Origin of the sequence: Butyrivibrio sp. TB (assembly GCF_900110805.1) — a bacterium.
Lineage (GTDB): Bacteria > Bacillota > Clostridia > Lachnospirales > Lachnospiraceae > Butyrivibrio > Butyrivibrio fibrisolvens_C.
The window spans coordinates 20825-37122 of sequence record NZ_FOER01000009.1; the positions used below are offsets into that span (position 1 = coordinate 20825).

11 protein-coding genes are annotated in these 16298 nt (G+C 35.5%); 2 read left to right on the forward strand and 9 right to left on the reverse strand.

The features are described from left to right. Window positions 1-90: 90 nt before the first annotated feature. Both BMX21_RS07550 and BMX21_RS07555 read left to right on the forward strand, forming a co-directional pair. Entirely contained in the window at window positions 91-1152 is a 1062-nt protein-coding gene (locus BMX21_RS07550) for an acyltransferase family protein (RefSeq protein WP_092042995.1), read from the forward strand. 59 nt (window positions 1153-1211) lie between these two features. Next, window positions 1212-3500, forward strand: a complete 2289-nt coding sequence (locus tag BMX21_RS07555) for a hypothetical protein (protein ID WP_092042998.1) — start codon at window positions 1212-1214, stop codon at window positions 3498-3500. Between the two features lie 47 nt (window positions 3501-3547). Here the strand turns inward: BMX21_RS07555 and BMX21_RS07560 are convergent, their stop codons facing one another. From BMX21_RS07560 to BMX21_RS07605, 9 genes are all read right to left on the reverse strand, one after another. Then, window positions 3548-6067 (reverse strand): YfhO family protein, encoded by a 2520-nt coding sequence (locus BMX21_RS07560; RefSeq protein WP_177173967.1) that lies wholly within the window; start codon window positions 6065-6067, stop codon window positions 3548-3550. Window positions 6068-6081: 14 nt separating this feature from the next. Then, window positions 6082-7140 (reverse strand): acyltransferase, encoded by a 1059-nt coding sequence (locus BMX21_RS07565; protein ID WP_177173968.1) that lies wholly within the window; start codon window positions 7138-7140, stop codon window positions 6082-6084. Window positions 7141-7649: 509 nt separating this feature from the next. Further along, window positions 7650-10349 carry a YfhO family protein gene (locus BMX21_RS07575; protein WP_092043006.1) on the reverse strand — a complete coding sequence of 900 codons (2700 nt, stop codon included), beginning with the start codon at window positions 10347-10349 and terminating at the stop codon, window positions 7650-7652. A gap of 52 nt (window positions 10350-10401) precedes the next feature. Next, the gene (locus tag BMX21_RS07580) at window positions 10402-11070 is read right to left on the reverse strand and encodes a flavin reductase (protein ID WP_092043191.1); all 669 of its coding nucleotides are present in this window, start codon (window positions 11068-11070) and stop codon (window positions 10402-10404) included. A gap of 229 nt (window positions 11071-11299) precedes the next feature. Beyond that, window positions 11300-12895 carry an AAA family ATPase gene (locus BMX21_RS07585; protein WP_092043008.1) on the reverse strand — a complete coding sequence of 532 codons (1596 nt, stop codon included), beginning with the start codon at window positions 12893-12895 and terminating at the stop codon, window positions 11300-11302. An 84-nt stretch (window positions 12896-12979) separates the two neighbouring features. Then, window positions 12980-13954, reverse strand: coding sequence for a translation initiation factor 2 (locus BMX21_RS07590; RefSeq protein WP_092043011.1), 975 nt, complete (start codon window positions 13952-13954; stop codon window positions 12980-12982). 9 nt (window positions 13955-13963) lie between these two features. Next, window positions 13964-14410, reverse strand: a complete 447-nt coding sequence (locus BMX21_RS07595) for a DUF4869 domain-containing protein (protein ID WP_092043014.1) — start codon at window positions 14408-14410, stop codon at window positions 13964-13966. Between the two features lie 132 nt (window positions 14411-14542). Beyond that, window positions 14543-14917, reverse strand: coding sequence for a hypothetical protein (locus tag BMX21_RS07600; RefSeq protein ID WP_092043016.1), 375 nt, complete (start codon window positions 14915-14917; stop codon window positions 14543-14545). Between the two features lie 509 nt (window positions 14918-15426). After that, on the reverse strand, window positions 15427-16221 hold the full coding sequence (locus BMX21_RS07605) for a hypothetical protein (protein ID WP_092043018.1): 795 nt from the start codon (window positions 16219-16221) through the stop codon (window positions 15427-15429). Window positions 16222-16298 lie beyond the last annotated feature (77 nt).

Consider the following 16298-nt stretch of genomic DNA (forward strand, 5'->3'; position numbering starts at 1 on the left):
CAGCTACTGTCATAACGTCAAAGAAAAGTAAAAACTGCTTAACAGTTTAAGTAAGAAGGTACACATTTATGTTTTGGGGGAAAATAGTAGATGAGTTTCGTAAAAACAGAAAAAATAGCTATAAGCAAGGATAATTCATATGAAGTATTGAGAGTGATAGCCATATTAATGGTTCTATTAAATCATCGGTACCCGTATGCAGTGGCTGAAATTGATAGCCCTGCTACTCTAAACTATTATATTAAATGTGTGATTTCTGTGATTATAAAATGTGGTTCACCACTTTTTTTTATGATTTCAGGAGCATTATTACTTGGAAAATCAGAAAGCTTTAAAAGAATTTTTCTTCACAGGATATTACGTATACTCATTATAATGTTATTGTGCACGCTGCTAGTTATGATTCAAGATAAAAATTATTCTCGCCCGGATATTATTTTTTCTACAGGGTTAAATTGGTATCTTTATTCATATGTTGCATATTTGTTTATGCTACCGTTGCTTAGAATTATTGCACAGCACATTACAAAGGAGCAGATGAAGATTTATATTTATTTAACAACACTGTTTTACTCGGGCTATGGCGTACTTATATTTTTAAGATATTCGTGCAAAATTTTGGATAATATGATGTTCTATACAACAAATTGGGCTAGCTTTTGTTGGAATATGATATTTCCATTATCTGGATGGATGATATGTAAATTGGAAGAAGATAGCAATACTGATAATAATATACTTAATATATTTTTGAGCTGTGGAACAGCTATCAGTTTGTTAATTGGAGTTGCCCTGTTCAGTATAGAAGTGCACCATTTTCAAGGGGAAAATGTGGAGATGATGAGACAGCATTTTATTTATTTGCCTACACTTTTTATTTTCCAAATGTGTTATCGATTCTTTCATCACCATAATATTTCATCAAATGTGCTGTCTAAACTGATTTCTATTATATCAAATTCCACTTTTGGAATATTTATTTTAGAAACGCATACATCTATATCAAGACATATAAATACTTTTCTGCTGAGCCATATTTCTTGGGGGCAGTATGAAGTAGAATGCTTATCAGTATTAGTCGAATTAATGGTTTTTACAACTATTACTGTGATCATTAAGAGCGTTATCCCGCCACTTAGAAAGTTACTTTAATGCTATGAAAATGTACCCATTATTTTTACACAAGAAATCTAAACCAACTAGAGGATATTATGATCAAACTTAAATCATCAAAATCAAAGTACATTATACTCGCTTTAATACTTCTAATAATTGCACTAGGCATCTTCAGAAAGTGCTTTAATACTACTACAATTATGATAATGACGCCGAATGATCTGATCGTTTCAGAGGACGGACTGGAATATTATGATGATTCTCATGACTCCTTTGAGATATCTGATCATTCTGCTGTTGATAATGTGATCGCAACGCAAAAGATGCAGCTTGATAAAGGTAAATATCAGTTTTTGGTATCCTATGTTACTGACAGCGAGGATAACACTTGTGAGCTTAGATCGATAAATGAAATGGATGATACGGGAAAGAAGGGCGTAGTCTATGCCTCATCAAGCCTCCCGTCAGACAAGAATGGCGTTATATTAACTGCTGACTTTCCTAACGATGTTACCGATGTTGAACTAGTCGTTAATTATCAAAGCGGATCTCTTAAGATTGGCCAGATCCATATGCAGAATATGTCCAAAGATTTTGATGCGTTGTGGTTTTACCTTTTTGCAGTTGCATCACTTCTTATAGTGGCATATATCTATAATAAACTTAAAAATGTTAATGATGAAGATGGATTAAAGATCTTTGCTCTTTTACTTGGTCTTATTATCTATATGTCATTTCCACTTATGAATGATTTCCTGATAATGGGGCATGATATAGAATTTCATTTAGGAAGAATCCGTGGAATCTATCGAGCTTTAAATAGCGGAAGTTTCCCTATGTGGCTCAATATGTTTCAGTCCAAGACATATGGATATGCATCATCTATAATGTACCCTCAACTATTTTTATACATTCCGGCTGGTTTTATGTGCTTTGGAATGTCACTTATGAATGCCTATAAGATTTTCTATGTGCTAAACAATGTGGCAAGTGTTTTTATTGCATACGTTTCTTTCAAGAGAATATTCAAAGATCGAAATGTTGGACTTATTGTGACGTTTGGATATAACCTTGGCTTATATCATCTGAGTAATATTTATACAAGGGCAGCAATTGGCGAATTTCTGGCGATGACTTTTATGCCATTATTTGCATATGCTATTTATGAACTCTACGTAGGTGACTATAAGAACAAATGGATATATCTTACAGCTTCAATAACAGGTATCTTACAAAGTCATGTTTTATCAACATATATCTGTGTGTTTTTTGCAGCAATTACTTTTGTTATTCTCCTTCCACGTATTAAAAGCAGCTTCCTTCAGAGGCTTTTAGAGATATTAAAGGCTGCTATCATTTCTCTTTTGATTAACTTATTTTTCATTGTTCCATTTCTTTCTTTTTACGGAGAGGACTTTTTTGTAAAGACAGTAGGTGATGATACGATCTATTCTGAAGCTGCGTATCTTTCCCAGATATTTGCAATATTTATCAGAGCTCCTTTTCTGAGCCAAAAGCTAGGCACTACCAAAGATGAGATGCCGCTATCTTTAGGACTTGTTCTCTTTATAGGCATAGTTTTAAGTATTATATTTATAGCTAAACATTATAAGGAATGGATTAAAAGTTCTTCAAAGAGCGCAGTGGTCAAGGAATGCATTTATTATATAGTTTTGTCTATTATCTCCATTTACATGTGTTTATGGTGCTTTCCATGGAGAATTGTTGAGAAGATTCCTGTTTTGAATATTCTATGTAATATTCAGTTTACGTGGAGAATGTTATCACCTGCAACTTTATTTGCTTCACTTGTACTTGGCTGTGTGATCATCTTCTTAAGATGGATCTATCCAAGACCAAAGGTTATTTATGGTATAGCTATTTTGTTGATAACTCTCAATTCACTTTACTATATGGAAAATGTCAGAGAGATGGATACTGCTAAGAATAAAGTTTTTGCTTCTGTACTTGGAACCTCAGACTGGCTTTATTCGTATGCTGACAACACACAGTCCGTTCTAGAAGATAGAGGAAACATTGTAACCTCATCAGAAGAAGGAACAGTTATAACCAATTTCTACAAGAGTCAGGATGTAACTTCTTTTGACTATGCACTACCTAAGGGAGTGAACGAAGCAGTTATTGATATTCCTCTTTATTATTATCCTAAATATATGATTTACACAGATGGAAAGGTATCTGATGCAGATAGATCTGCAGATGGATTTGTATCTACAAAAGTATATGAGAACAAAGGAACGATTGAAGTCAGATATACAGTTCCTGCCATTTGGAATATGTCTTATATAATTTCTTTAATTGCAGTTATTAGCTGCTTTGTGTATATTGTTTCTCGCTATATAAGGCGCCAAAGAGCAGTGTGATTTTTATCACACTGCTCTCAAAATATCTAAACATCACATTAAGTTCATCAATACTCATACTTAAAGCTGATCACATGTTCGCCTGCAGGTAAATAGACCGCCATAAAACTATAATCCGCTTTAACAACTTCTATTTCCTGTCCATCGCAATAGCACTTCCAATTCTGACTATATGGAAGATTGATCATAAGATAGCCATCGCTATTCTCATCTATAGTACCTTCAATACTATCATTATCTCTATAGGTAACATTCAACGTATGTTCGCTTCTGGTTTGATATAAGCTATCAAAGTCTTCCAGTCTGTTAACTACAAGCTTCATTTCATCAAAAGTAAATTCTCCACCTTGATCAAACGAAAAGGTCACTTGACCATCCACTGCAACAGAAGAAATATTGATCAGATAATCATAGTTCCCCTGAAGATATGTCTCGGCTGAAATAGGTCTTGTTCTGATCTTTCGTTCCGCTAATACAATATCACTCCATAAAGTTGTATCAGATCTTAGGTTATCAATCTGCATATAGAGTTCTTCATATGGACTTTCCAAGCTTATTGGATCAAATTCATATGTAATCGTAGCCCCTTTTTCAGCGTATATCTTACCATCTGATATTTCAGCACCATTGCAAGAGATCACTTCGAAGCTCCATTCTTCCTGTGTCCCCAAAAATAGATCATCTGTTTCTGTCTTCACAGCACTGGCAGGGGCGTTATCAACGATCACTGCCTCCATTAGCACATTCATTCTATCAAGATAATCTAATGCCTCTGCATCACTAACACTAATCGCTTTATCAAAGAATAATCCCTGTGGTAAGTAGTACTCGTTTGTTAAAACTTCTTTATCGTAATAGCTTTTAGAATAAACTTTGGTACTAAACAGACTCTCGAGTACCTGCCTGTTATCTAATCCATTGATCTCAAAAGACCCGTTAAAAGCGGGAGAAACTCTAAGATTTACAAATAGATCAAGAATACTTCCATTACATATGCTGTAATACGAATATGTAGAATTAATCCCCATAAAGCATGGTGCATCAAGTGATGAATCATTGTAATCAACCCTGCAGTATTCTAAATTATTAGCAGAATAACTATCGTCAGTGGATAGCTCATATATAACAGAGCCAAAGAAATCAGAACGAATTTCACTATATGTTTTAAAAGAATTTGATACTCCTTCTCCGCCTATCTTCATTGGAGCGAAGAACATAAAGCCCATGATAGCTGTTCCCACTATTATAATTGTGGAATAAACTTTCAAGTTACGTTTAAAACATAACAGAATCGTTACCGCCACGATAATCGTAAATATAATGATTCGTACAATTACTTGAGAGCGTTCTCCGGTTCCTGTTAAGAAGTGTGATACTAAAGAAACTATGAAAATGATCATTCCTATAATGATCTCTTTTCTGCCAATATCCTTAGCCATCTCCGGCAGGAACTTAGCAGTAGTATATGTCATTATAAAAAAGGCAATGTACATCCATCTGCTTGTATTATAGGAGAATCCATTCATAAGTGTTCCTACAAAAGGGAAGAAATATCCGAAACCAATGATACAAAAAGCAAATGCATACTTACGATATGTCTTCTTCCTAATTCTGAGAATAATCCATATACTTACCAGTACAAATGTCACCGGAAGTCCAAATCCATATTCATATAGGCTATAGGAAGGAATAATAAGATTTCTAAACCGTATCACTATATCCTGCATAGATGGTAACTGGATAAGATTTTCGATAATACTATCACTCTCCTGTGTTCTTGGAGACTGAAAATAATGTTTTAATACCGGCAATAGCACAAACAGGGAGCAAACTACACCAACAAGAAATCCCCCTGCAATCTTAAGATCATCTATAAATATATCTTTATACGCCTTGGAACTTTTAGATAATCCATATGTTCTGATTAGACAATAACAAACACAGGCAACTATATCGTAGTATAGGAAATAAAAACCGTTTAATGATTGTACAAATACTACTATCGAAAGAAGTATAAGCCCTGCCTTATTTTTACCATCATATATCTTATCAATTCCAAGCATTATCAAAGGAAACCAGACAGGAGCTGTAAGAAATCCATAAGCTGATAATCCATTCTGCAGCATATAAAAGCTGATTCCATATGAAATTCCGGCAGCAACCAATACTTCATCAGAACAATTCTTATATCTGCAGTATGCGATAAAAAATGCTCCTGCAAACCACATCTTCAGAAGTACTATAAAAGAATACACATATGCCATCTGATAATTACTAAAAAACATCGATGGTATTAAGAATATATCTCCAAGTCCATAATAAGACAGTGTTCCGATTACATCATCACCAAATCCAATAGAAGTATCATAAAGTGATGCATTTCCTCCCAAGAGACTTCTGTAATAATGACTTAAATAATTTAACGACGGGAAGAACTGATTATAACAGTCGCCTGCAGCAACAAGACTACTTCTACGCAAAATGCAAGGTGAAAATACAACTAATGCAACTATTATAAAAACAACTGAATATTTGAGATACATCAATAATTCTTTTTTGTTTTTCAAAAGTTTGTCTCCGCTCATTTTATAACTTTATTTAAAACCGGTATTTTCTCCCATATCAAGGACAACCAAAAACTTACCAGATAAACAATCGCTGTCCATAAAGGTCTTCCTATAAGAAAATGACCTTGATCTGGCATTATGCCGCATGCTCTGATAAAATTAATTACTGTCCAATGGAGAACAAAAATGGCTATACCATTCTCGCCCATATGAGAAATAAGATTCTTGACTCTATCGTTCTTGATATCCCATTTTGAAACTACCACTCCGAAAAAGCAAAAGATCGGAACACAGATCACAAGTTCACAAAATCCTACATAAGCCACTTCGCTTGCAGCTAACACAGGTATAAATTCTCTGATCAGGATATTCAGAATAACTCCAGCAACAGCACCAAAAAACAACAGCCACTTATTAAATCGCTCTAAAACTGGAAAAACATATCTATAGAGCCAATGTCCCAATACAAAAATCAAAGGAATTCCAAATGGAAAATACTCTTCCATCTGTCCGACGATATGAGAAGTAATAAATGATGTAGTCGGAAATGCCTTTAATATTGGAACGATTACAGAAAAGACTAAACTTAGTAGTAGAAAATATTCCTCTTTTTTCCTATCCTGACAAATATCATAAAGAAAAGGATAAATAATGTATATACCAATCATGCTATATAAAAACATGTTGTCGTTGCCTTGAAAATCATCAAATATTTCTACAGGAAATGGATGTTTATATACAATACATCCTGTAACCGCAACAGCAACCATTAGTGCAACAATAAGCGCTAGTCTTATTACAATAGCAGCAACAAGCCTGGGAATTCGTGATGTCCATATTCTCCTAATATTAGGTTTTTTGTCAAGAAGTAGCATTCCACTCATCAAAAAGAAAAATGTCACACATCCATGAAGAGGTTGCCCTGTTATCTCAATTATCTTCCTGTCAAAATCCGGAAGATCATCCCAACTAAAACATGAGCAGACATGCATACTCACAACTTCAAGCATTGCATATATTCTTAAAAGATCAATCCATAATATCCTTTTATTTTTGCTTTGAACTTTTTTCATATATTGATTCCACCACTGTCTTTCTATTCTCTTGAAATCCACACCATATTCTATCACACGGGCTATGTAACAACAAACGCTGCCAGACAAAATCTGGCAGCAACATATATGCATGTTTATGTTTAGCTTATTTATGCAAGAAAACTATACCTTTCTTCATAATAAAAACAAAAAAGCGTGACAATATCTCCAATCTGAAAACATAAGCAAATATCAAAGTCATAACTGTATACAATATAAGACAGCTAATCCAGAGATCCGGAAATATTCTCAACACTCTCTTTGTCACAAAGCTTTTTATATCTAATCCCGATCGTTCTAAAGAAGCTGAGATTAGAAAACCACTTATTGAAAATAATATTATTGTAGGTTGATAGAAATCTACTATAGACCGAAAAGCTGTTATCTTAACAAATTCATTAGGAATAAGTGTTCGCATATATCCCGTAAAATGAAGATACATTACGCAAAATGCTGCGTAATATCTCAATAAACCAAAAGCATTATTTTTATTCATATAATCTCCCGAGCACCTCTGTCACCACTACAATGTCTGCTGGTACCGAGTTTCCATCAGTTATAATCCGAATCGATACCTCCTCGCCCTGCTCATAGAATCCTAAATCTATAACTTTCTGGCAGGAAGCATTGCCATACATGGAAAAAAATGCATCGTTTACATAGATCTGAAGTGTCCTTTCTTCCATGTTAACACGATTCATGTAGAAATATAGTTCACCGCTAGCATTTGCTGTAACTATGTATTCTGCAGATTCAGTGGATGAGCTCAAGGTATCTATATCTGCATAAGAGAAGACCTTGTAATTATCATTAGCTGTTTGAGATAAGGACTTATCAGTGGCAATGCCTGTTTGAACAGATGTCTTACTAGAAGTATTATCACTTTGAGAGTGAGAATCATATGAATTACTGAGAAGATATTGCAATATCTTCTCTTGCACCTCGAAGGGATTGTCATCATCATCTATTACTGCAAGTAACTCTTCCACGTTGCTTGAAGTTATTATATTATCTCGTAATACATACTCATTCTCTATGATATTGTCCGCAAATGCTCTCTGACCCGGTCCTGGTTTAACACTGCCATCTGTAATAATATACTTGATGCCAAGAACAGCATCTGCACATCTGGTGTTACCGGATTCGTAGGGAGCATACAGACCGTTATCATTGAATCCCATCCTATATAGAAGGATTCTATTCTCTATCTGAAGCAGGCTGTTATAGGATGTAACACCTTTGTATTCAAAGTGCAGACTTTCATTCGGTGTCATGGGTACTAGCGATTCTATGCGATAAGAATCATCACCGTTATCATGGATGTACTTAAGCTTGGCCTCTATCTCGGCGGTCTTGGATTGATACTCATAGACGCCCCTTGCCATTATAGATGAGGATGCATATACCTTTATAAAATTAAATGACAAGTCAGCTGTCAATATGAATCCTAATAAGATCAGAGCAAATTTGCGAAGCTTTATAGACTTAATTGCCTTAGTAAGGAACCAGATTACAACTAATGTTGCAAGAACTATGCCGATATTCATCACTATAATTTTGGAGTTCATAAACCTGCTGCCAAATTTACCTGCGATAAGTAGCATAAGAGCGGTTACAAATAGCGCACCCATAAGATAGAACAAATCTATATTCCTTATTTTTATGAATCTCAAAAATTTTAGACGTAGCTCTAACATTTTGACATCACCGCGTTGCCAGAGATTCATCAACTCTTCATAGGCCAAAATGATGCATATGAAAGAGAATAGGAAAGAATATCTGTACAGATATCCATAGGGCTGTGTGCCACCATGAGCTATAACATTTAGATGCTTGTCGCAGAAAAACAAAACCATAACCAATAAGCTCACCGCGCCTATGATTCTCTTTTTAATAGATATCCTTGGATTAAAGAAAAACATGATCACGATGATAAGTAAGGCAGTGCCAAAATATATGTTGGGAAGCCCTTCCATGATCTCGATACTGTCATAGCTGCCGCTAAAAAGCTTAGAGATTAGCTTGATCGGAGATAATGAGATCTCCTGCGCGCTGGACAGTGGGAGGAAGCGTGCGAGTGCATCAGCGCTTTTACCGGAGTGATCTTTGTTACTGCCGACAAGGGACATGAAAGCAGGAATCAGGAACCACAGGTCGCATACTATTCCTAGTACTACGCCTTCTAATAGGCGCAGAGCTTCTTTGATATGTATTTCTTTTGATACAAATAGTATAACTGTGAAGATTCCTGCGAATAGCAGGATCATTGCGCCGATGTAGTAGTTGGCGTAGAGGAGAGCCATTACTGATAATAGTAGGTAGATTATAGGTCTTTGGTTATAAGCATGAATGCTTTTTATGTTTTTAGAGTTATCATTTTTGGCATTATCGTTTTTTGAGTTATAGTTTTTAGAGTTATAGTTTTGGGCATTATCGATTTTAGAATTATCGTTTTTTGAGTTATCGTTGTCATAAGCATTATCTTTTTCACCATAATACCTAAGGACTTTGACATAAGCTGCGGCAAATAAGGGCATGACGATAACAGCATCAAGCCACATGGAGTTGGTCATATTGGCAACTACCCAGCCGCTGAATGCGAAGGATGTGGAGCAGATAAGGGTTATACCGTCTTGTGCGCTTAGGACTGCGTCTTGATCGCTAGGGCGGCTGACACCACGACTTTTAATATCTTCTGAATGAATAGATCTTAGAAATACCCACGTAGTGAATCCGATGGCTGCGATCTTGAGCATAGTCATAAATGTGACTGCCACTGGGAATAACCGCTCAGGTACCAGAGCGAAGATGATAAGGAATGGACTTGTCAGATAATAGGTCCAGGTTCCAAGCATGTTGGAACCAAGGCCTGAATGAGCTGAATACAGAAAGTTGTCCTTGCCGTGCAGAACTGCTCTATAATAAGCATAGAAGTCCATATACTGCTGCTTCATATCCTCGTAGAGGAATGTCCTGTCGCCAAAAGGTGTTATATGGTTTACAGCGCATAGCATGAGGAATATCACGGCAGGGATGCAAAATGCCAGAGTTCCTGCGATCATCCTGTTGTAATATGCGATAACCTCATGCCTTGGTATATTATTCTGGCGTGGTATTATATTTATCTTGATGTTTTTATTATTTTTAGATTCTTCAACTTGATTCGAAGTCTTATATTGTGTACTCATTTTTCTCAAGAATGGTCATGTATTTTAATCAAACTATGCTATACCATTGGACTCATCTCACTATTTTCTCAAAATCCGCTTTGCCGTGCTTACATATAGGGCAGATGAAATCAACCGGAAGTTCCTCACCGACATATTCATATCCGCAGATCCTGCATCTCCAGATAGTCTCGCCCTTTGGTGTGGTGCCTACTGCCTGGGGCTTTGGCTTAATGTCACTCTGATAATATTCATATGTACATGAAGGTGCATCAGACAGAACTGTCATAAATGTCGGCTCACAGATGAAAAGTGTATGTGAACCAAGATCTACCTCCTGCTCTACCTTAAGGGAGAAGTATGCATTGGTACCTGCGGTGATGTAAGGGATACCGTTCTCAGCAATCTCATATACCTTAGATTGACTTCCTGCGTTCAATGCTTTTGATAAGGCATCGATAGCATCCGGTGCGAACTTATCAACGTCTCTTCCGGATTGGAAACCAAAGTGTTTGAAAAGGTCAAAGCCAGCCTCTTTGCTGATAACAGATATGTTACAGGCTCCTGACTCTTTGATCATGTCGTGAGTAAAGTTAGCCTTATTGATGGCAATGGATATTCTATTAGGCTCTGATGCAACCTGAACTGCGGTGTTGGTGATACATCCGTTCATCTTATCGCCTCTGACTGCGGTGCAAACGAATAGACCATAGGATAACTTGTACATTGCTTTGGTGTTCATTTCAGCCATAACCTTTTCCTCCTTTTGAGACTGTGAGTGTTATACTATTACAGTTTACTATTTGGTTTCTATTGAATTTGCTTTATCATCACAGCGACATTTTTACCTTACACCTCTTTTTATAACACGCCACACCATATTTTATTAGTGTATCCATTCCATCATCTATCAAAGACCTTGAATAATTCTTTTCCTCAATTTGTCTCAAAGTCTAGTAATTCTTTACAACTCACTTCGAATCCAACGGAAAGATCATCTTTTCAATTTTACATTCATGCTTTTTTGTCTTCGAATCGTAATTAATACCGCATAGGATAACTTCACCATTAATGTTTTCAAAAATCTTAGGATAATTTCTATCCGCAATCTGTTTAATCGCGCCGTCAGCACTAGTGTCCATCTTCAATTCAATAAGAAGTACCGGCAATCTCTCGCCAGGATTAGGAATATACACTACATCTGCATATCCGCGCCCTGAAGGAAGCTCTTCAACTTTAATATAGTTATTAGCACAGCTGATGTATGCAAACTTAACGACAGAACGTAGCGCCTGCTCATCGTTATAGAACAACGGAGATATTCCAAATGTTCCTGCGCTATGAGCTTCTTCCACCGCCTTTGCAACCGCCTCTTCATTTCCATCTATAGTGTCTGCTATAAGCTGATCAGAATTCCTGATGATTCTGGTCGTAGCATCATGACTTCCAATACGAACTGTACTGATGAACTCCCTTCTGATTTCTTCATTTGGAATTCTTGCTTTTCCTGTATTAGCATCATAAGCTAAATATCCCAAATGAATAAGGAGTGACAGCACATCATCTCTATTCTGAACAGATGTCATATCATTTTGGAATGTAGCGGTATCTACAGGCATCTCATTCCCACCAATCATCTGAATAATATCTGCCTGTAATCCATCCTTATCCAAATTGATATACTCAAGCAAAGCCTCATATGTCTCTGTCTTGGACCAATATGAATCATATACACCGGTTCTTACTGCCTGACACACAGAGTTTGGATTATAAACATCTCCAACTTGGGCAAAAGAATATCCGTCGTACCATTTCTTAAGCTTTGCTTTATTAACTGTATAGCTAGATGCAAGATTATCAATGTCATCTTTGGTAAAACCCACATATTCAGCAAATATTGAGGGCTGTATCATTGTATATTCTCTGAAATCAGAAATCGCAGATTGATGCCCATATTTCTTGATCGGCAGGATTCCGGTCATAAAAGCACCTGCAATTGCTCTATCAGTCACATTGCCATTCTTAAATACTTCTCTGAGGAAATCTATATATTCTTCCTGAAGCTTAGTCTTCTCCTTATATTCTCTAAAAAGAGCATCCCACTCATCTATTACAAAAAAGAATTTATCAGAAGAATACTCTGCCACATTAACAAGCAATTCGCCAAGAGAATTCCCCTGCATATCAGGATACTCTTCTTTTATTTCATCTATTATCGATGCTCTGATTTTTTTAACGATACCATCTATGTTGTTAGAGCTAGAAATAAAGCCTGTAATATCAAGATAGATCACCTGATATTTATTTAAATGCTTTCTATATGAATCAAACTTTGAGATCACTTTATCATCAAAAAGAGATGATGAATCGCATGTTTTTCCATAATATGCGCACAACATCTTAGCTGTATATGATTTACCAAAACGGCGTGGTCTACTGATACATGTGAGTTTATCTGTAGTATTTATTGTCTTGTTTATAGACTCGATAATACCGGTTTTATCCACATATATTCCATTTAATATGGATTTGAAATTCTCGTTTCCCGGATTAAGAAATAATCCCATAGTTCCTCCAACAAAACGGTTTCTTGCTAAATAATTCGATGTACTACTATTATTATCTCAAGCCGAAGCTCTTCTTCAGCTATGTTATTTCATCAAGGATCCACCTGTTTCTTTATTTATTGCGTTTATCACCGTCTTTACATTTTTGTCATGTAAGTAATTTGAATTCAATGTGCTTTTATTGTAAGCAAGTGGTGTATCCTTAGTTTCATCTATCAATAGCCTTGTAAAAAAGCGTTCCCAGCTAATATACTTCTCGCTTTCTATGAAATCGGAAGGACTCTCCAATATACTTTTGAGATCTTTTGCCTTGATCAACCCAGAATTCAAAATTAACCACTCAAATGATTCCGGCAAAAAGCAAACAAAATGTTTAGCCCATTTCAATGACATAACGCGTTCCATTTCAGGGCCAAACGCTGCACCATCTGCAATAACCAATATCTTTTCTTCTTTTGTTTCTAATATGTATTTAAAAATGTTGGATTTTCCTTTGGCAGATACACACTCAATCCTCTCTTTTTGACATACCTCTTTAAAAAACTGGTATGCCGAATTAGAGTCTTCTATTATCACTTTATCAGGTCTGCCTTCAAAAGCCTCTTTGTTATACAAATGATATAACTCGCTATACAGCCTTTTTGTCCCTTGATAAATGTTGCCTGATGTATTCCTAATGCCATAGATTTCTTCAATACTGTAAGGCAAATTGAACAAATTCTCCCTAGTTGCAATAACATAATAATTGCTACTGTTTTTAACCATCTCAGCAAATTCTGTAGTCTTTATGAAGCCATTTCCTTCATCTATAAAAACAATGCATTCATTAAAGTCTTTTAAATCTCTCTCCCAATTTCCACGCTCTAAAACAACGCATTTTCTTTCGCACAAAACTTCTATTCCGCTCTCTAATCCATCAGATAGATAGCTTTTGATCATCTCTATGAGCGTAGTCTTTCCTGTAGCGCTATTGCCCCTAAGTATTGTAATATTTCGACGTATTGTAAATTTATACCTCAAGCGATTATTTCTAACAATAATCTCATAGCTTCCCTTCATACTATTCACCTACACAATATAGAATCCAGCATATCTTACCAATTCGCTCATATCATGAACTACTGTATCATTATTTAATATCTTTATAGAAAACTTGCCTTCTCCGAAGTTCATAATATGCCTAAGATTGATTGTAATATCTTTATCAGTCTTATCTGCTATCTTGAGTATCCACTTTGCACAATTATCTCCACAAGTAGATGCATTAAACACTTTCTCAGGTTGATTATATATAAGGAGAAGCGTTTTGAGTCCACCAGACATTTTAGTCGCAGGAATCACTCCCAATGCCTTACTGTTAATTGCCTGTCCGCTGAGGACTTCTGCCTTATCTACAGATTTAATCATCTCTTTGGCAAAATCATCGTAAAGCCACGAATCATAATATGTATTATCAAAATACAGTGATGTATTGAAAATTGCTTCTGGCATATCGCCATAAACTATGTTTAGCATCTGTATACTCTCGTCCTTTCCAATCTCATTTATAATAATCTTAACTGGTATTTGTTCAAATACTTTTTGTATGAATCTGAAATATAAATACCTATTTTCATTTTACATCATTTCTATTGTTTTATAATAATATTATAAATAACCATCAAACAGTTTATTTATTATTCTAATACTATCTTCATCTAAATCTGATATCTTGGGGGCGTTTTTACTTTTCGTATCAATCAATGCCTTATTCTCAGCATTTCTTAATTCAAATTTTTTCTTCCTGATTTTTTCCGAATTAATGTAAGAAATCAATTCTTGTACTTCATCATCTCCCCTAATGTTAGTTAGTAAACCTATAAATTCACTCTCTGATAAATAATCTTCCAAATAACCGCGCAAATAGACGAGTCTTTCATTCTTTACAGATAAATAATTTCGCAAGCTCTGTCTAGCTTTCTTTACTCTATCATGCAAGAAAAAATATCTAATATCTAAAAGCATCTGATAATCCTTATCCATAAAAAACCTTCTGATAAAAAATGCGAATAAATGTCCCTCATCTAGATCTTTTTTTGCTGCTACATATTTCTCAGATTCATTTCTTTAAACCAATAGATAAGAGTCTGTTATTGCATTTATTTTATGATATAAAAATAAGAGGCCTCTGGCATGATGGTGGGTAATATACCAGTCCTCTAATGTACTTTTACAATTGAAAAACCACCTGTGTTCCTGTAGAGTGTTAGCGACCAAACCAAAACTTAAAGGAGTACCCAGGACATGGCGTGGACTGGATTGGGGTGCCGTTCTTGTTGAAATTGAAGCAAGGACTCATCGTGTTGCCTGTCCTATACATGGGGTAGTAACAGCTTATACTCCATGGGCATATCCTGGTAGCGGTTTTACTCGTGACTTTGATTTAACAGTTGGCTAGCTAGCTGTTTACCTGCCACGAAGTGTTGTGTCTGAATATATGCGCGTCGACTGGGAAACTGTAGGCCGCTGTATAAACAGGACACTTAATGATATTAGCCAATCTTTTTAAGAAAATCTCTTCCTAACCGCGTAATAGAATATGATTCTGAACGGTTTACCTTCTTCAGTCTACCCAAATTTATTTTATCAATTCTCGCATTTTTCTTATTTTCTTCTTTCACACGCTTTTCTAAGTAAGATGCGATCATGTCAAGATTTTCGTCTCTTCGATCATCGTTATTACTATAAAGAAGTCCAAAACGCTCAAGCTTAGCTTTAACCATATTTAGTTGATCGTATGATATACCTCTTCGTTCACAAACGCTTTGCCAGTTTTCATCATAATCATGACTATACATTTTCAAAACATCAATATCTAATACTGTAAGCTGATTCAGTGTTTCTAAGAATAAAAGCATAATGTCATCTGTGGTATCATCTTCCATCGAGTTTATATATCCATTAATATGATATGTTATCTTCTCCTCTTGTTTTTCGTTACAAATATTATCTAAAATCCAATCGAGATATTGATCTCTAAATTTGCTCTGTAATTCTGCTGGCAATGCATTAAGCCTTGAATCTAAGTCGTCTATCCGTTTACTAAGTACATATATTGCTTGCTTAACATTTCTCTCAAAACGCTTTTCTAAATATGTAAGTCGTATACTATTCAGTCTAGGTGTTATTGCAGCAAGTGCTGTTCCAATAGCAATAGCTGTCCCCTCTTCAACGATATGCATTCCCAATTCAGTTGTTGCTGTCTTAAATAATTCACTCCCTAAAAATTCTTGACTTCCATTTTCAAAAATAGTGCTAACTAAATCTGCTAATTTTCCCTTACCCATAAAAATCCTCCTACTATATTTAATGGACAGTATTGCAAATTTTTATATTTAGCTTATTTACATAATTATCCAAAGCC